The sequence below is a fragment of the Streptomyces oryzae genome (assembly GCF_017676365.1).
Taxonomy (GTDB): domain Bacteria; phylum Actinomycetota; class Actinomycetes; order Streptomycetales; family Streptomycetaceae; genus Streptomyces; species Streptomyces oryzae.
This window is the reverse complement of the sequence record NZ_JADKMA010000030.1, coordinates 17683-34902: the sequence shown is the minus strand read 5'-3', so window position 1 is coordinate 34902 and position 17220 is coordinate 17683. Positions and strand designations below refer to the sequence as shown.

Annotated in this window: 14 protein-coding genes and 1 pseudogene; 9 read left to right on the top strand and 6 right to left on the bottom strand. The window is 68.8% G+C overall.

The window, feature by feature from the left end:
* Positions 1-963: 963 nt before the first annotated feature.
* The 4 genes and pseudogenes from ITI46_RS08785 to ITI46_RS34680 all read left to right on the top strand — a co-directional run.
* Entirely contained in the window at positions 964-1278 is a 315-nt protein-coding gene (locus ITI46_RS08785) for a hypothetical protein (protein ID WP_209238868.1), read from the top strand.
* On the top strand, positions 1275-1865 hold the full coding sequence (locus ITI46_RS08780) for a dihydrofolate reductase family protein (RefSeq protein ID WP_209238867.1): 591 nt from the start codon (positions 1275-1277) through the stop codon (positions 1863-1865). Before ITI46_RS08785 ends, ITI46_RS08780 begins: the two co-directional genes overlap by 4 nt.
* Entirely contained in the window at positions 1862-2257 is a 396-nt protein-coding gene (locus tag ITI46_RS08775) for a DoxX family protein (RefSeq protein WP_209238866.1), read from the top strand. The genes ITI46_RS08780 and ITI46_RS08775 overlap by 4 nt, the downstream gene beginning before the upstream one ends.
* Positions 2258-2369: 112 nt before the next feature.
* Positions 2370-2848, top strand: a pseudogene (locus ITI46_RS34680) (IS5 family transposase); the annotation flags it as partial.
* 379 nt (positions 2849-3227) lie between these two features.
* Here ITI46_RS34680 and ITI46_RS08765 read toward each other — a convergent pair.
* From ITI46_RS08765 to ITI46_RS08745, 5 genes are all read right to left on the bottom strand, one after another.
* Entirely contained in the window at positions 3228-4523 is a 1296-nt protein-coding gene (locus ITI46_RS08765; RefSeq protein ID WP_247745685.1) for a hypothetical protein, read from the bottom strand.
* 533 nt (positions 4524-5056) lie between these two features.
* Positions 5057-6040 (bottom strand): aliphatic sulfonate ABC transporter substrate-binding protein, encoded by a 984-nt coding sequence (locus tag ITI46_RS08760; RefSeq protein WP_209238864.1) that lies wholly within the window; start codon positions 6038-6040, stop codon positions 5057-5059.
* Between the two features lie 146 nt (positions 6041-6186).
* Positions 6187-6966, bottom strand: a complete 780-nt coding sequence (locus ITI46_RS08755; RefSeq protein ID WP_209238863.1) for an ABC transporter ATP-binding protein — start codon at positions 6964-6966, stop codon at positions 6187-6189.
* Positions 6963-7778 (bottom strand): ABC transporter permease, encoded by an 816-nt coding sequence (locus ITI46_RS08750; RefSeq protein WP_209238882.1) that lies wholly within the window; start codon positions 7776-7778, stop codon positions 6963-6965. Before ITI46_RS08750 ends, ITI46_RS08755 begins: the two co-directional genes overlap by 4 nt.
* A 16-nt stretch (positions 7779-7794) precedes the next feature.
* The gene (locus ITI46_RS08745; RefSeq protein ID WP_209238862.1) at positions 7795-9051 is read right to left on the bottom strand and encodes an ROK family transcriptional regulator; all 1257 of its coding nucleotides are present in this window, start codon (positions 9049-9051) and stop codon (positions 7795-7797) included.
* 337 nt (positions 9052-9388) lie between these two features.
* Between ITI46_RS08745 and ITI46_RS08740 the strand changes: the two genes are divergently transcribed.
* On the top strand, positions 9389-10918 hold the full coding sequence (locus ITI46_RS08740) for a sulfatase family protein (protein ID WP_209238881.1): 1530 nt from the start codon (positions 9389-9391) through the stop codon (positions 10916-10918).
* Positions 10915-11892: a formylglycine-generating enzyme family protein gene (locus ITI46_RS08735; RefSeq protein WP_209238861.1), complete on the top strand. Its 978-nt coding sequence runs from the start codon at positions 10915-10917 to the stop codon at positions 11890-11892. Before ITI46_RS08740 ends, ITI46_RS08735 begins: the two co-directional genes overlap by 4 nt.
* A gap of 55 nt (positions 11893-11947) precedes the next feature.
* Here ITI46_RS08735 and ITI46_RS08730 read toward each other — a convergent pair whose 3' ends face one another.
* Complete coding sequence (locus ITI46_RS08730) at positions 11948-13294, bottom strand: family 43 glycosylhydrolase (protein ID WP_209238860.1); 1347 nt, start codon at positions 13292-13294, stop codon at positions 11948-11950.
* 468 nt (positions 13295-13762) lie between these two features.
* Here ITI46_RS08730 and ITI46_RS08725 point away from each other — a divergent pair, with 468 nt between their 5' ends.
* From ITI46_RS08725 to ITI46_RS08715, 3 genes are all read left to right on the top strand, one after another.
* Positions 13763-15799 (top strand): hypothetical protein, encoded by a 2037-nt coding sequence (locus tag ITI46_RS08725; protein WP_209238859.1) that lies wholly within the window; start codon positions 13763-13765, stop codon positions 15797-15799.
* A gap of 525 nt (positions 15800-16324) precedes the next feature.
* Complete coding sequence (locus ITI46_RS08720; RefSeq protein ID WP_209238858.1) at positions 16325-16999, top strand: ribonuclease FAU-1 family protein; 675 nt, start codon at positions 16325-16327, stop codon at positions 16997-16999.
* Positions 16992-17177, top strand: coding sequence for a hypothetical protein (locus ITI46_RS08715; RefSeq protein WP_209238857.1), 186 nt, complete (start codon positions 16992-16994; stop codon positions 17175-17177). The genes ITI46_RS08720 and ITI46_RS08715 overlap by 8 nt, the downstream gene beginning before the upstream one ends.
* The last annotated feature ends 43 nt before the right edge of the window (positions 17178-17220 follow it).

The following is a 17220-nucleotide window of genomic DNA, read 5'->3' as shown; positions in this document are numbered from 1 at the left end:
GGTCCCGAACGGTGATCCGGACGAAACGGCCTGATCGGCCCGGCCCTCCGGTACGCTGCCGCGCCACAGCTCGGCCCGTTCGGCCGCGGCGGGCGAAAGGTCGCCGTAGCCGGCCGCGCTGTTCGGACCGGTGCAGGTTGCAGAGCGGCAAGCGGGGAGCACCGGCTCTTGGCGACGGTGCGCAGCTGCTCGCAGTCGGCTTCGGTGTGGGCGGTGGGCAGGGCGTCGACATCGGTGGTCCGGCAGCGCGCGACGTCGACGGCCCCGGCCCGGGAGGTGCCGAAGCGAGCTCGAACGAGCGGGGGCCGGATCCACTCCAGCCGCACCATGCGGGCGAACCCGCAGCGCCTCACCGAGAGCCGCTTTGCGCTTGGTCGGCCCGAGCGGGGTGTCGGCGACCAGTTCCCCCCCCCAGATTCCTGCGACGGCGGCGAACTCGGCCCAGCGGCCGCAGCCTTGATCAGTGCGGGGCCGGCGAGCGGTCGGGCAGGACGGCGGCACCGTGCTTGCGCCACCGGTCTTCGCCCACCTCGATGCGCGAGCCGGGGCAGTGCCCATCTCAGGTACGGCATGCGCGATCGGTTGCGTCTTGCAGTACTCGCTCAGACGGCGACGCCCCGTCGATGGGCAGTGGGGCGTTTCGGCGTGGCGCAGGAGGTCTCGCCCTTTCGAGACAACTCTGCGGTGAGCTGGAGTGCGAAGATTAGTAAACCGTGATTTACTAACTGCATGGCGAGACCACGACGAGACGAGCAGTCGGTACTCCTGGAGCGCATCGGCAGCGCACTGGGGCAGCGGCGGTCACTGGAGCCTTGGACACTTGCCGAGATTGCACCGGCCGCCGGCCTGAGCCCTGCGGGGTTGCTCAAGCGGTTCGGGTCTCGTCAAGGGATACTGGTAGCGCTGAGTCGCCGTTGGATCGACACCATTCCGGACGCCCCGCTGGGGGCGAGCTCTCCGGAAATGGAGTTGCGCGCATGGGTCGAACGCCGCTTCGCCACCGGCAGCTCCCAGGGCGTCGCTCAGGGATTGGTCAACCTTCTCGACGACCTGATCGACGACGAGCTGCGCGCGCTGCTTGCTGAGGGCTGGGCGAAGGAGATCAGCTACCTGGCCGCACTCCTGGGCCGGATGAAGCTGTCCCGGGACGGTGACGCGAACAAGGGTGCGTCCCTCCTCTTCGACGCCCTCAACGGGGCGATGCTGCGCCGTGCCACGGAGCCTGCCGGCCCTGGACCGACACAAGTTCTCGATGACCTGCTGGAGATATGGACATGACCCATCAAAGACGCAACTGGACCGGCCGAGTCTTCATCGGCGCAAGTCTTGACGGCTTCATCGCCCGTCCCGACGGAGAAATCGACTGGCTCACCGACCCCCTGCCCGGACCACAGCACGCAACCGTCACCAGTAGCACCGAAGTCGCGGGGTGGGACACGTTCTTCCCGAGCATCGACCACCTGGTGATGGGACGCGGCACCTACGAGAAGGTCCTCACCTTCGACGGCTGGCCATATGCCGACAAGAAGGTCATCGTCATGTCCACAACGCTGGAGCCCGGCGACGACCGCATCACGATCGTGCGCAGCCTCGACGGTGCCCAACGCGCGCTGGCTGAATCGGGGGCACAACAGGTCTACGTCGATGGCGGGAAGGTCATCCAGGAGTTCCTGCGTGCCGACCTCATCGACGAGATCAGCGTCGGATGGGCGCCAGTCCTGATCGGGAACGGACTACCCCTCTTCGGCCACCTCGACCACGATCTCCAGCTCTCGCTGGTGGCGACGAACGCCGGCACCAGCGGCATGGTCCACGCCACCTACGCCATACACCGTCCCCAGGCGCAGAAGAAGGACAGCAAATGAGAATCACCGTGTGGATCATTTCAGCGCTGCTGGCCCTGGTGTTCCTGGCTGCTGGTGGGCTCAAGATCGTCGGCAGCGCCGCTGACCTGGAGGCCATGGGTGAGGGCATCCCAACCGCCCTGTTCCGGGTCGCCGGGGTCGCGGAAGTGCTCGGCGCCCTGGGACTCATCCTCCCGGCGGCCACGCGCGTGCTCCCGCGGCTCACTCCGCTCGCTGCGAGCGGTCTGACACTCACCATGGTCGGGGCGACCGTCGCCAACCTCGCGATCGGCGCCTACGCCGTCGTCCCGCAGACGCTCCTCTTCGGTGCCCTCTCAGCGTTCGTGGCATGGGCCCGATTCGGCACATGCGCAATCGACCCTCGGCCACAGGCCACCCTCCCGTTGAGCTGACCCGTCACCAGCCGGCGGGCCGCAACAGGATCACCGGAAGGTGTGCGCGCTCACCTGCACGCGGCCGGGGCCCGTGACAAGGGGCCCCGGCCGGGAGCCGCACGACCATGCCCTTGGACGCTCCCGCGGTGGACTGACCTGCAAGATCCACGTGGCTGCCGACAGTCACTGCCGCCCCCTGGCCTTCGTCCTCACAACCGGCCAGGCCGGTGACGCCCCGGCATTCGAGCAGGTCATGGCACACATCCGGGTACCCCGGCCGGTCGACAGCCCCGGACGAGACCAGAGGTGGTGGTCCTGGCCAACAAGGCGTACTCGTCCCGGGGCATCCGCAGCCAGCTACGTCGTCGCCGGGTCCGGGCAGTGGTCCCACAGCCGGCCGACCAGGCCGCGAACCGCAAACGGCTGGGCAGGCGAGGCGGCCGTCCGCCGACCGTTGACCGCGAGACCTACAAGCAGCGCAACACCGTCGAGCGCTGCATCAACAAGCGCAAGCAGTGGCGCGGCCCGGCCACCCGATACGACAAGACCGCCACTGCCCACCTTGCAGGACTCCACATCGCCGCCATCTTCACCTGGTCAGCAACGTGATCCTCAAGAAACGGCCTAGCTGCCCTGAGAAGCCGCTCGAACTCCTCCCCTGCGACCGGGTCCTCGCAGAGACGGTGACCGCGCAGTACTCGCTCAGCGCATCGCATATGAGATGGACATGCACCCTGCGCCTCACGCCCCGCTCTGCTCCCGGGCACCAGCGATCGTTTGCGGGGCTGGAAGACGAGTCGGTGGCCGCAGCCAAGCCGACGACCGCCCCGGCGTCAATGGTCACGGTGCCCGGCGGGGGTGACGCTCCTCACCGGCGCCGTCGGCCGGTGAGGACCGGCCGGCCGCTGTCCGGGCCCCTGGCCGGGGCTGAATGAATTGGCATCGGGCTATCCGGCCCGACCGGACGACCCCACCGTCGCCCGGTCCCTCAGTTGGTCTTCTGCAGCGCTCGGAACTGGTCGATCCACACGCGGTTCCGTCCGGGCAGACCGTCCTTGCTCTGCCGGACGGTATACGGACAGTACAGGCTGTTGAGCATCCACGGGTTTTTTCTCGCGGTGAAGTTCGTCGCCATGGCCTCGTCCTGGCTCACTCCGTAGGTGGCCACCGCGAGCCTTTCGGTCTTGCGGAACTGCTCGAGCTGATCCTGGAGGTATGTTTTATTGTTGGCGAACCAGGGGGTCATGGAAAGAAAATCGTCCCACTTCTGCTGAGTGAAGGGCTGTTCGGTGGCTTCGCGGAGCACCTCCCATACCTGTTTCCCCTGGGCATCCTGGTATTTCTCTGCAAATCGGGCGGAAACCGGGTCTGTCTGGTGCTCCTTCCAGAGCAGGACCAGGGAGAACTCGGTGGCCAGGAATTTCTGCTCGGGACGCATGCGAGGGAGAATGTAGTCGAGGTACTTCTGGGCGCCCGCCAGGGACGTCACATGCGGGTGGATGTCCACTCCCTCGATGTCCTTGGTCTTCTTCACGAACGTCATCCAGCGCTTGGTGGCACCTGTCTGCCCGTTGTCCCAGTCGAGGTGGTTGAGCGCCCCCATGTAGAGCTTGGTCTTGCGCGCGGAGTGCTCGGCACGGTAGGCGATGATGTATTCGGCGATCTTCTCGTAGAAGAGGTTGAGGCGGCGGTCGCGCTGGTCCTTCCGGGTTTCCAGGAACGGTTCGTTTCCGATCACCAGGATGTCGATCCTGTCCATGATGGTCGGCAGCACCTTTTTTACGCGCTCGATCGCGGTCTTCCAGGCATCGGTGCCCGGGGTGGGGATCGCCTGCTCGTTGTACGGGAACTTCAGCGACAGCACCGTGCCGAATCCACGCTCCCCGGCTTCCAGGAGCTTTTTGATCTGCGGCTTTTCGGAGACGGCGCCCTCATCGGCGTCGCGCATGGGGAAGAACCCGCGCAGCCAAGTGGCCGAGATGTCCTCCAGCTCGGCGAATTCCACCTTGGCCGGGTCGCCGTTGAAGTTCGCCCCGAGGATACCCACAGGGGGCGGTGCGGTGATGTGGGAGCCTTCTTCGCCTTTCCCTGGTTCCTTGCTCCCGTTGCCCTGCTCGCCGGTCCCCGCATCCTTGCTCCTGCCTGATCCGGAGTCGTCCGCACTGCATCCCACGGCGCCCCACGCCGCCAGCCCGGCGACCCCGGACATGCCGAGCATCCGCCGACGCGACAACGCAGGCCGCTCGGCAGTTCCTGCGGGGTTTTCGCCGAAGCCTTTCCCCATGCGCACTTCCCTTTCTCTCACGGCCACGGTTGGTCGCGTTGCGAACCGCCTCGTGGGCCTTGACGGTGTGGGGTCGGACAGCCACCCACCGGGGTGCGCGCGGTTGCGTCATGGCCCCGCGCTTCACGGAGCTGAAGGTCGCCCGGACGCACCGTCAGCGGCGGACGTCATCGGACGTCATCTCCGGCTGAGCCTCTGGGCCGATCTGTGTGGGCTGAGTTCGCGCCCCTGGCTCAGCCTGCTGCCGTCGCGCAACAGCTCAAGAACCAACTCCCCTTGCATCCCCCACGGTCGCATCCGCAGCGGTCGCGGTCAGGGCGGCCGTTGCGGAGCCTGCGTGCAGCATGAAGGATCTTGACCTTTTCCGTCAACGACGCGGAATTAATACGTCGAGGACCTGCGCATCCAGGACGCCGCCTGCGCCACAGCCACCGTGGCCAACAGCGAGACCGCACGCAGACGGTGGTGTTCCCGTACGGGGAAGGGCCGGTGACGCCGGGCGGCGTGGCGGCGCGGGCTGTCCGTCGTGTGGACTAGCCGTCGTGCACCTTCTGATAGAGGTCGCCGGTGTAGTAGTCGGACGGGTCGGGGTTCTTCTCCAGCTGCTTGTTGCGGACGAAGAAGTCCCCGAGCTTCTTCAGCGAGCGGTCCAGCTCGCCGCTCTTGGTCTTCGCCGCCAGGTCGTCGGTGGAGAGAGTCACGACGTGTGAGGCGTCGGCCTTGGCCTGTGCCTTGCTGACGTGCAGCATCTTGGCGGTGAGGGCGATGGACTCCTCGGGGTGCTTTTTGCGCCAGTCGTTGGCCTGCTGCAATACCTTGATCACCTTGGTGTTCTTCTTCTCCGGCACCTTGTTCCCGGCGACGAATGCGGTGGGGAAGGTGTCCCCGGTGTCCTTGGTGCTTGCCACCTCCTCCATCTTCGGGACCTTCTTCTTGATGGTGTCGATGGAGGGGTAGAAGATGCCTGCGCCGTCGATCTTTCCGGAGGTGAAGGAGGACACGACGGTGGACGGGTCCATGGCGACCTTCTGGATGTCCTTGGTGGTCATCCCGGCCTTTTCCAGCGCGATGTTGAGGATCATGTCTCCGGAGGTGCCCTCGGGTACGCCGACCCGCTTGCCCTTGAGGTCCTTCATCGTCTTGATGCCCGGCTGGCCGATGACACGGTCGGCGTAGGTGAAGGTGTTGACCGAGATGACCTTCGCCTTGCCCGAGGCGGGCAGCCACATCGCGCCGGGGCCGATGTAGCCGTAGTCGAGGTCGCCCGAGCCCAGCGCCTGGATCTGCACCGGCCCGTTGTTGAACACCTTCACTTTCGCGGTGAGGCCCTGCTTCTTCCACAGCCCCTGCTGCTGGGCGATGGCCAGCAGGCTGGCGCCGTTGTAGTCGTCTATGTAGCCGAAGTTGACGGTGTTGTCGTCCCGGGAGGCGCTGGTGGAGCACGCGTTCATGGCGAGGGTGAGGAGCGTGACGGAGAAGAGTGCCGGCAGAGTGCGGCGGAGGGTGCTTCCGGGCATGGCGGAGGTGTCCTCTCAGGGAGGGAGAGCGGAGGGAAGAGTTCGCGCCCCAAGGGCCGCGGGGCCATGGCTGTTGTGCGGATGCTCCGCCGCGCGGGCGCGACCAGCCGCGACGTGCTCGCACCATAGGCGCCCGAGGCGAAGTGCTAGGCAGCTGGAGCGGCGTGTTCCTGGTGGTAGACAGCGGTCCATACCGTGTTGCGGATCTGCCGGAAGTCCGCGGAGAGCCGGATCTCCTCCGTACGGGGGTAGGGCAGGTCCACGTCGATGATGCGGTGGATGCGGCCGGGCCTGGCGGCCATGACCACCACGCGGCTGGCCAGGTAGACGGCCTCGTCGACGTCATGGGTGATGAACAGCACGGTGCGCTTCTCCCGGCTCCAGGTCGCAAGGAGCTGATCCTGCAACTGCACGCGGGTGAGGGCGTCCAGCGCGCCGAACGGTTCGTCCATGAGCAGGACTTGCGGGTCCACCGCGTAGGCGCGGGCGATGGCGCAGCGCTGTTTCATGCCGCCCGACAGTGCCTTGGGCAGCGCGTCCGCGAAGTCGTCCAGCCCGACCAGGCCGATGGCCTGGTCCGCTCGGTGGCGTCGCTCCTGGGTGGGGACGGCGGCGAGTTTGAGACCGAACTCGACGTTCTGCCGTACGGTCAGCCAGGGGAAGAGCGCGTACTGCTGGAAGATCACTCCCCGGTCGGGCCCGGGTCCCGTCACCGGAGTGCCGTCCACCAGTACCCGGCCACAGGTGGGGTCCTGGAGGCCGGCGGCCATGCTCAACAATGTGCTCTTGCCGCAGCCCGAGGGGCCGACGACGGTCACGAACTCCTGGTCGGCGACTTCCAGGGACACCCGGTCCAGAGCGGTGAACTCGGCGCCCTTGAGTGGGAAGGTCTTCACGACATCCTGGAAGCTGATCTTGCTGTTCATCGTCGCTCCTGCCAGCCGGTGAGCCGTCGTTCGGCGAGCAGCAGCAGCCGGTCCATGAGCAGGCCGAGCACGCCGATGGTGATCAGGGACACGAAGACCGTGTCCATTTCGAACCAGGTGGACGCCTTCTGCATCCGGTAGCCCAGCCCCTCCTGGGCGCCGATGAGTTCGGCCGCGACCACGGTGGCCCAGGAGGCGCCGAGTCCGATGCGCATGCCGACGAGGATGAACGGGGTGGAGGCCGGGATGACCACCTTGGTGAAGATGACGCGGTCGGAGGCGCCCAGCACCCGGGCGGCGTTGATGAGGGTGCGGTCCACGTCGACCACGCCCTGGAAGGCGGAGACGACGCAGGCCATGAAGGAGGCGAGGTAGATCACAGCGATCTTCGGGACCTCGCCGATGCCGAGCAGTACGACCGTGAGCGGGATGAGCGCGAGCGGCGGGATGGTGCGGAAGAACTGGATGTAGGGCTCGACCACGGCTCGCACGGTCGGGTACCAGCCCATCAGGAAGCCCACGGGCACGGCCACGACCACGCCGGCGGCGTAACCGAGGAAGACCCGGCGCAGGCTGGCGAGCGTGTCGGTTGCCAGGGTGCCGTCGGCGATCATGTCGCCGGCCTTCCGCGCCACGGCGAGCGGTGTCGGCAGGTTCTCCACCAGGCCGAGCGCGGCCACGACCGCCCAGAGAAGGAGACCGGCCACCAGCGCGAGGGCGTTGAGAGCGAGCGGTCGTCGTCGGAAGCGGCGTGCGGTACGCCGCGGTGCTTCCGCCACGGCGGTCTTCTCCGGAGGGACGATCACGGCCATGGGTGCCTCACTGGGTTCAGGCGTGCTCATCGGTGACGGGCTGCGGATAGCGGGAGAGCAGGGGAGATTCCCGGAGGACGAGGGCGATGCCCCCCAGTGCGCTGCCGGCTTCGCCGAGGGTGGCGCGCCTTACGCGCACCCGGTGCCGGGCCATCGGCATCATGTGGGCATCCAGGGCTCGTTCGACGGACTCGGTCAATGCGGCCCCGGCCTCGGCGAGTTCACCGCCGATGACGATGACGCCAGGTCCGACCGCGTTGCACACGGCGGCCAGTACGGTGCCGATGTCGGTGCCGACGCGTTCCAGCACCGTCTGGGCGGCACGGTCGGCGGACGCGGCGGCGGTCAGGAACGCGGAGATGTCCTCGGCCCGGCCACCTGCCGAGCGGTAGCGGTGCAGGACGGCGTCGAGCGAGGCGACGGTCTCCAGACAGCCGGTGCCGCCGCATTCGCACGGTGCGCCGCCGGGGTCGACGGTGATATGCCCGAACTCGCCCGACATGCCGTACATTCCGCGGTGCAGAGAGCCGCCGACGACCAGACCGCCGCCCACCCCGTGGGACAGCCGCAGATACAGCACGTCCCCGTCGCCGGACGCGGCGCCCCACACGGCCTCGGCGAGAGCTGCGAGCCTGGTGTTGTTGTCCAGCAGCACCGGGACGCCGAACCGCTTCTGGAGCAGCCCGGGCAGGCCCTCGATGCTGAGCGCGTGCGCGTCCGCGCTGCCGGGATCGTTGACCGGTCCGACCACGCCGACCCCGATCGCGCTGAGCGAGTCGAGCCGGAGCGTGCCGCGCCGCGGGGCGCGGCGGCCGGCCGTGCCGCCCGGTCCCGGGTTCTTCCGGGCTGTGCCGCCGAGCGAGCCGAGGAGACGTTCGGCGATGTCGGCCCGCTGGGCCCAGGTGAGGCCGGACGGGTGTGCCTCACTGGCGGAACCGATCATTTCGTGCGCGACGTTGACCGCCGAGACATGCACGGCGCGGCGGGCGAAGTCGATGCCGACCGCCGCTCCGGCATCCGGATTGAGGCTGAGTTTCTCGACCGGCCGGCCGCGCCTGCGTACCTCCACGGGCGGGGTGGAGGCGACCACGGCGCCGCTCTCCACGAGGCCCGCCACGATGTCGTACAGCGTGGTGCGGGACAGGCCGCTGTGCGTGCCCAGTTCGGCCCGGCTGAGCGGGCCGTGCTTGCGGAGCAGGCCCAGGACTGACTGCTCGTGACTCTTGCGCAGCCGCGTCAGCGGACCGTCGGGTGACTGCATGCGGTCCAGCATGGAGAGCGCCGCTGTTTTTCGTCAATGAGTCGGAAGAAAAACATGCGGGCCGGGTCCGCTTGGGCGAGGAGCCCGGCGGGTGGGGGAGTGGAGGCTGCCGACGGGTTTATGTTCGCAGCCTTGACATAAATCTGAAGCGGGCCGGACCATGCCTCGCATGGCACTGGTCGAGATCGCCCCATGCCGCAACGGCGACGACGGACGCGGCCGAGAACGTTCCCCCCTGGCCGCGGCCGGCTAGCCGGGCACGACGCCAGTCACCCGCGACGCCGCCTGCCCCGGTCGCTCCCGCTGATTCCAGGCCGGCCGAACCGAAAGGGTCACCGTGCGCCCCAACATGCTCTTCCTCATGACCGACCAGCACCGGGTGGACACCCTCGGCACCTACGGCAACCCTCATGTCCGCACCCCCAACCTGGACCGGCTCGCGGCCGAAGGCACCCGGTTCGACAGCTGCTACACCCCCACCGCGATCTGCACTCCGGCCCGTGCCAGCCTGCTCACCGGAGCCGCACCGTTCCGCCACAAGCTGCTGGCCAACTACGAACGCAATGTCGGCTATCTGGAGGACCTCGCCGACGGCCAGTTCACCTTCGCCGGGCAACTGCGCTCCGCGGGCTACCGGCTGGGGCTGCTGGGCAAGTGGCACGGCGGGGTGCGCCGGACCGCCGCCGACTACGGATTCGAGGGCCCGGACCTGGCAGGCTGGCACAACCCCGTCGACCACCCCGACTACCTCGCATATCTGGCGGAGCACGGCCTGCCGCCGTACCGCATCACCGACCCCGTACGCGGCACCACACCCAACGGCAGCCCCGGCAACCTCCTCGCAGCGCGGCTGCACCAGCCGGTCGAGGCGACCTTCGAGCACTATCTCGCCACCCGCACCATCGAGATGCTGCACCGCTGGGTCGGGGAGGGGGCCGGGGGAGCGGGCGACGGGGCGGCTGAGGACAGGCCGTTCTTCCAGGCCACCCACTTCTTCGGCCCGCACCTGCCCTACATCCTCCCGGACGCGTACTACGACATGTACGATCCGGCGCTGGTCGAGCTGCCGGCGTCGGTGAGCGAGACCTTCGCCGCCAAACCGCCGGTGCAGAGCAACTACAGCAGGCTGTGGGCCTTCGACACGATGCCGCTGGAGGAGAGCCGGAAGCTGATCGCCGTCTACTGGGGCTATGTCACCCTCATCGACGAACAGATCGGCCGGATCCTCGACGCGGTGCGCGAACTGGGGCTCGAGGAGCACACCGCGGTGTTCTTCACCGCCGACCATGGCGAGTTCACCGGCGCCCACCGGCTGCACGACAAGGGACCGGCGATGTACGAGGACATCTACCGGATACCCGGCCTTGTGAAGGTCCCCGGCGCCCCACGCGGCCAGGTGCGGGACGAGTTCGTCTCGCTCACCGACTGCACCGCCACCATCCTGGACCTCGCCGGCTGCGACCCCGAACCGGCCGTGGACAGTCGCAGCCTGCTGCCGCTCGTCGCCGGTGAGCGGCCCGAGTGGGACCAGCACCACCTCGCGGAGTTCCACGGTCACCACTTCCCGTACCCCCAGCGGATGCTGCGCACCCGCCGCTACAAGCTGGTGGTCAACCCCGAGTCACGCAACGAGCTGTACGACCTGCACACCGACCCCCACGAACTGCACAACCGCTACGACCACCCCGAACTGCGCGACGTGCGGGCAGAACTGACCCGCACGCTCTACGACCTGCTGCGCGATCGGGGCGACAACTTCTTCCACTGGATGACACCGATGTACGACGTGGAGACCGACTACGACACCACCCTCTCGGCGTTCGAGAGCGAGCCCGGTACCGCCCCCCTGCCAGGTCAGGCGGGGGAGGAGCGCTCGTGAGCCCGTCGGGTTCCGACGCCGCGGCCCGCACCTGCTGCGCGCCCGCCCGCCCGCCGGCCGAAGCCGCGGCGGCCTCGGAGGCGAGCGTGCCTGCCGTACCGGACGGTGCAGCCGAGGCATACCGCACCCGCATCGAACTGCCCGGCGGAACATTCCGGATGGGCAGCGAGGACAGCGACGCGAACCCCGGCGACGCGGAAGGACCCGTACGTGAGGTCACCGTGGCCCCCTTCGCCGTGGATGCCTACGCCGTGACCAACGCGCGCTTCGCCGCGTTCGTCGAGGCGACCCGCCACCGCACCGACGCCGAACGCTTCGGCTGGAGCTACGTTTTCGCCAAGTTCCTCCCCGGGGCGCTGCGCAAGGTCTCACCCCGCCCGGACGCCACGCCGTGGTGGTGCGGCGTGGAGGGGGCCCGCTGGGACGCGCCCGAGGGACCCGGCAGCGGGCTGGAGGGACGCTGGGACCACCCGGTCACCCACGTCAGCTGGGCGGACGCCCGCGCCTTCTGCGCCTGGGACGGCGGACGCCTGCCGACCGAGGCGGAATGGGAGTACGCGGCCCGTGGCGGACTCGACCAGGCCCGTTACCCGTGGGGCGACGAACTCACCCCCGGCGGAGCGCACCGCTGCAACATCTGGCAGGGCGCCTTCCCGGCCAGGAACACCGCTGAGGACGGCTACACCGGCACTGCTCCGGTACACGCCTACCCGCCCAACGGCTTCGGGCTGTTCAACGTCGCCGGCAACGTCTGGGAGTGGACGGCGGACACATGGCGCCCGAGGGAGCCGGGACTGCGGGCGATGCGCGGCGGCTCGTATCTGTGCCACCACTCCTACTGCAACCGCTACCGTGTCGCCGCACGCACCGCCAACACCCCGGACAGCACCACGGGAAACCTCGGCTTCCGCGTAGCCCGCGCCCCGGCTGTGCCGGGCCAAGGGGAAACGCACCGGCCCGCCCCCGGTCCCTGAGCGACCCTGCCCCGCAGCGCCGGCGCGGGCGGCTGCCCGTGCCGCCTGCAACTGGTCAGTCCTTGATCGTGCGATTCCGGCCCCGCCGCTGGACGTAGAGACGATTGCCGTCCGGGCCGGTCCACTCCAGCCGCACGACACCGGGCACGGCGGCATCAGCGATGCGTGACGGGTCGGACCAGTAGCCGAAGTTCGGGTTGCGGAAGAACGTCGCCCACGGCCGGCCGCTGCGGTCCGTGAAGAAATTGTTGTGGCCGGCACCGACTCCCGCGGTCCACCGCGGGGAGTACGGGCCCTCGAAGGTGTCCGAGACGGCGACGATCGCGTCGTACTGGTACTGCACACGGCCCGGGCCGGGCGGGTCGTAGGCGTACCGCGTGCTGCCGTCGGGATTGATCGACGTCCGGTTCCACGCGGCCTGCAGAAGGTAGTACTTGCCCCCGTACTTGAACACGTACGCGCCTTCGAGATACGGCTCCGGCGAGTACGGCGTCTGCTGGAACTCCGGGAGGTTCGCCGGCGGGACGATGTCCTCCATGTCGTTCCGGAACCTCGCGTACAGGTCGTTGTGCAGCACCAGCCACGCGTCGCCGCCCTCGGTGTAGAGGCTGCCGTCGATGTGGTGGTAGGCGCCGGGCTCGACGAACGCGGGCCCTCCCGCGACCGTGTCGCCGAAGGGCTTGTCGAGGTTTCCCTCGACGAGTCGGTACGGGCCCTCGACCCCGCCCTCGCTCACCAGCATGAACGAGCCGACTTTCCGGGAATGGTCGCCCATGCACGCGACGATGTACCACCTGCCGCGGAAGTGGTGCACCTCCGGCGCCCACGTCTGGCCGCGCTTGCCGAACCGCTCGTCGTACCAGTACTCCTGCCACGGGGCGACGACCGTACGGCCGGGCCGGTTCTCGCCGCTGAACTCGGGTGACCACACCTTGCCCCGCTCGGTGCCGGGCCGGATACCGGTCGTGTCGGCCAGCCTCCACGGTCCGCGCAGCGACCTGGACACCCACACGAAGATGCCGTCGTTCCACGGGGCGGCTGCTTCGAGACCGGGCACGCGGGTGGTGCCCGTGGCGACGTAGAGCGGGAAGCCGTTGACGAGAAAGCAGTTGACGTAGGTGTCCCGGATCCAGACCCGGCCGCGCTCCTTGTCACGAGGGCGCAGTTCGAGCGGGAGGATGAAGGAGTTGTCCTCACGCGGCCACAGATCCGAACCGGTGTCCGCGAGGCCGTAAGAGCTGAGGCCGGGCCGGTTCGACGGATACCGCCGCATCGGTGCGACCTCCTTCGGCCCCGCCTGCGCAGCGGTCGCGGGCTGTGCCGCCGCCACTGTCATGGAGCCGACGGCACCGGCCAGCAAGGACCGCCGGGCGAGGTGCGAGCCGTTCTCGGAGCTGGTCATCCGTCACGTCCTTCTCGTCGTCCACGGCGCCGCCGGTGAGGAGCTTGTCGATGATGAGTTCGAGCCCGAGCTTTTCGTGTCCCCGCCACGGGGCAGGAAGAGGACCGGCCTGGGAGGGCCTGCGCACAGCATGCGAATGCTCGCGGTTTTCGTCAACAGAGCGGAAAAATAATCCGGAGCCTTCCGCCCTCTGCCGCGGACCGGCGGGCGGCGGCCGCCGGGTGCGAGGAGAGCAGCGGCTCAAGAACTCTCTCCGCGCCGTGAACCTTTGCCGCAGCACGCTCATCTCACCTCACGGCCGACGCGCTCGCAGCTGACGGCTTTCCCCGCCGACGCACCCCTCCGGGCAGCCGTGCACCGGAACCTCCTGAGGACGGTACGGGCGGTGGCGGGGCCTGCTGCTCCGTCCCGCCCGGGTCTCCGCAACCCGTCGAGCGCGGTGCAAGAACTCGTGATCCAGGAGCAGAAGTGAAACGACCGCCGCGACCGGACAACCCCACCCCGTTCACCCGGCGTCAGGTTCTGGCCGCCGTGGGCGGGATCGGCGCCGGAGCTGTCCTCGGCGGTTGTAACCCGTCCTCGTCTCCCTCCTCGTCCTCGTCAGGTACCCTCCGCGTCGACTTCGGCAAGACGGTGTTCGCTCCACTGCTCAAGTCCAAGATCGGCGTGGGGCGGGCCCTCAACTCGTCCGAGATCCTGGACAGCCTCCAGTACCTGGATGAGATCCGCCCGGCGCTCTACGACGGAGAACTCCGCTTCCCGGAAACCGACTGGCCCTCGATGCAGCCGTACCCCATCGAAGTCGGCGAGGACGGCGCGGTCGAGGTGCGGCGCAACACCTTCCTCGACAAGCTGGACACTGAGCTGCGCCGACGCGACATCGAGGTCATGTACCAGCTCATGGGCGCGCCCAAGCAGTGGGAGAACGAGGAAAGGGCCAAACCGCCGAGCAAGTTCCCCCGCCCCACCGACCTGAAGGCCGCCGCGGAGGCGATCGGCAAATGGGCGAAGCTCTACAGCGACCGCCCGGTCAGCTGGTGCATGTGGAACGAGCCGAGCCACAACCTCACCGGGCAACCCGACCTCACGTCGATTCAGCAGATGGTCGACATCTACGAGGCATACACAGACGAGATCGGGGCCCACGGACTGTTCGGTATGGCGAGCTTCGTTCCGGTCGACGCGCGCCCCCGTCGGCACTTGGACGGCCAAAGCTACGTCCAGACCGTCATCGACGAACTGCGCAAACGGCGCAAAAGCCAGCCTGACCTGCCGTTCGACTACCTCACCCTGAACAACTACGGCGAGGATCTCTCCGAACTCGTCGACGGCGCACGCGACGCGCTGGCCGACGACTTCAACACCGTTCCGCTCGTCCAGGCGCAGTTCGGAGTGTTCAAACCCGGCGAGTGGCACAAGAAGAGCGGAACCACACTGGAGGCAGCCCGCTTCATGGCCGCGTTGGAGACCGCGCTGGCGGTACCCGACCTGCAGACCTTCACCTTCAGCGGCTGGGTCCCGCACATGATCGCCTACAAGGGCGACAAGGCACTCCAACTCCCTTTGTTCCACGCCCTGAAGCTCTACGCGCGCATGCCGGACCGCCGTACATCGGTGCGCGGCGGGCTGCCCGACGGCGTCGGCACCATGGCGTCGGGAGACGACCACCGCAGCTCGGTCCTGGTATGGAACGAAGGCGACAAGCCGCGGACCATCACCCTCGACCTGTCCGACATCCCGGCCCCCGACCGGGGCCGAGCCGAGCTGAAGGTCTACCACATCGACCGCGAGCACGGCAGCCCGCTGGAGGACAGCGGCAACGACTTCAGCCCCAGCGAGACCGCCGGTCTCGACGCGGATTCCCACTCGCTTTCCAAGACCGTGACCGTCGCGGGACCCGGCCTCGTGTACGTCGAGATCGACGCCGCGTCGCGGCATCCGGTCCTGGACCGGAACGGCCTGTCCGCCACCCTGGTCCGCAGGCACACCTACGCCGACCGGGTCAAGGACTCGAACGGCAAGACCTCGGTGCGCGGCAACGCCTACGGTTGCTACGACGCCGTGCGCGCCATCGCCTACCTGGGCGTCGAGGGAGAAGAAGGCACCGCGCTGTGCGGAGCGGAGTACCGCGATCTGCCACAGGAACTGGAGATCGACATCGCCGCCGACCTGCCCGCGCACACATCTGCCTCGGCGGAGGCGTTGTTCGGCATCCGGGTCGACTACGCACTCGATCACGGCATCGCAAAGAGCGTGCTCTGGCACGGCAATATCTTCGACAAACGCCGAACCAGGCCCCTGCCGTGGGGACGGCGCGGTGCGACCGCGGACGAGCTGGTCCATGCCCCCGCGCTCGACCGCACACCCGCCGACCGTGACACCGTGACCCTCACCCTGGCGTCCCACGCGCCCTCGGACTGGGCGGATTCCGGCCGACGGGCGATCATCTCCTTCTGGATGGACTCCACCGGCCCCGGCTCCCAAGCGAGGTTCCTGCTCGGCTGAAGGCCGTTTTCTCCTGTGCGCCGCCCCGGCCTCCGGCGAGAGGCGGCGAGCGTGGTGACCCCAGCAGGTGGGCATGGTGAACGGGCACAGCGAACGGCTGGGGCCGCCCGCCCTGGCCACGGCTGGTGGGACGCGCGGGTCGTCACAGTCGTGCTTGTAGTCGAGTCATCTTGCCCCGATCTCTCCCGCCGCACTGTGAGAATCCGCCCGCAAGTCGCCGTGGCTGGGCTCGATAACGGCCTCTCCCAGCGCGCCGGTCGCCGTTTCCGGCCGTACTGGCGACGTCGCAAGGCCCTCAATACGTCCACGGTGCGCGCTGTGACCCGCCGGCCCATACGCGACGTCCGCAGCGCGGTGAACTCGGCGGCCGGCCGGCGGGCGGTGGGCCGCGGCTCATGGGCAGGCCGAAACGGGGAGCCTGGGCAAACCGCCCCGTACGGGGGCTTGCCCAGCCCGGCCGGCCGCGCTGAGGTGGTGCCCGTCCCGCCGGACGTCCCGGGCGGGCCGGTGGCGGAGGAGGAGCCGGTGGAGAGGTTCAAGGTGGGGGAGACGGTTGTGCGGCGGGAGGTGCACGGCTCGGGCCGGGTGTGGAACGAGCACGCGCTGCGCGTCGTCGCCGACACCAGCGAGGCCTTGGTGGCCGCCTGCCCGCCGGGAGCTGAGACCCGATGGCCCGCCCTGTACGTCAAGGCCCGTACCGACGGCGACCGGTCAGTGCGCACGGAGGCGTTCGACGCGATGGCCGCCGGCACGTGGGAGCTCGTGGACGCGGTGTGGCAGGACACCGAACTGCTGCAGTGGAAGCCGCCGGCGGCCTGGTTCAGCGTCAACGCCTTCTACACGGGCGCCGGGCTGCGGAACTGGTACGTGAACTTCGAGCACCCCGCCACCCGGACCGGCGACGGGTTCGAGACCTTCGACCTCACCGTGGACCTCGTCGTCGATCCCGACCTGACCGGCTGGCAGTGGAAGGACGAAGACGAGTACGCGCACGTGCGGCGGCTCGGCATCGTCACCGACACCGAGCACCGGGCCGTGGACGCCGCCCGCGACCAGGCCCTCGCGATGCTCACCGAGCGCACCGGCCCCTTCGCCGACACCGCGGCGTGGACGGCCTGGCGGTGGAACCGGGCCTGGCCCACCCCCCGGCTGCCGCGCCCAGCGGCGGCCGGAGAGAGGGACGCACCGACGGGTGGCTGAACCGTTCTGCGTAGACGGGCACGGCTCCGGGCTCGGCGCTCAACGCACGCTCGTGGAAGGCGCCTTGGCCCGCCTGCCCCGCCACATCGACCGCGCCCTCTACGAACCAGGCGGACACGCAGGCTCCGGGCAGGGATACGTCCTGTACGTCTCCGGGAGCGAAGCCCGCAGCATCTGACCCCTGCTCGCCAACAAGAACCTGGGCCAGAAACGCGACGCTG

Bases quoted from the DNA above. Each gene is read 5' to 3' on its own strand.
- ITI46_RS08785 (WP_209238868.1), top strand. From the start codon at position 964: ATGGAGTTGCGCGCATGGGTCGAACGCCGCTTCGCCACCGGCAGCTCC.
- ITI46_RS08755 (WP_209238863.1), bottom strand. From the start codon at position 6,966: ATGAACAGCAAGATCAGCTTCCAGGATGTCGTGAAGACCTTCCCACTC.
- ITI46_RS08730 (WP_209238860.1), bottom strand. From the start codon at position 13,294: ATGACCAGCTCCGAGAACGGCTCGCACCTCGCCCGGCGGTCCTTGCTG.
- ITI46_RS08750 (WP_209238882.1), bottom strand. From the start codon at position 7,778: ATGGCCGTGATCGTCCCTCCGGAGAAGACCGCCGTGGCGGAAGCACCG.
- ITI46_RS08740 (WP_209238881.1), top strand. From the start codon at position 9,389: ATGCTCTTCCTCATGACCGACCAGCACCGGGTGGACACCCTCGGCACC.
- ITI46_RS08745 (WP_209238862.1), bottom strand. From the start codon at position 9,051: ATGCTGGACCGCATGCAGTCACCCGACGGTCCGCTGACGCGGCTGCGC.
- ITI46_RS08780 (WP_209238867.1), top strand. From the start codon at position 1,275: ATGACCCATCAAAGACGCAACTGGACCGGCCGAGTCTTCATCGGCGCA.
- ITI46_RS08765 (WP_247745685.1), bottom strand. From the start codon at position 4,523: ATGGGGAAAGGCTTCGGCGAAAACCCCGCAGGAACTGCCGAGCGGCCT.
- ITI46_RS08760 (WP_209238864.1), bottom strand. From the start codon at position 6,040: ATGCCCGGAAGCACCCTCCGCCGCACTCTGCCGGCACTCTTCTCCGTC.
- ITI46_RS08775 (WP_209238866.1), top strand. From the start codon at position 1,862: ATGAGAATCACCGTGTGGATCATTTCAGCGCTGCTGGCCCTGGTGTTC.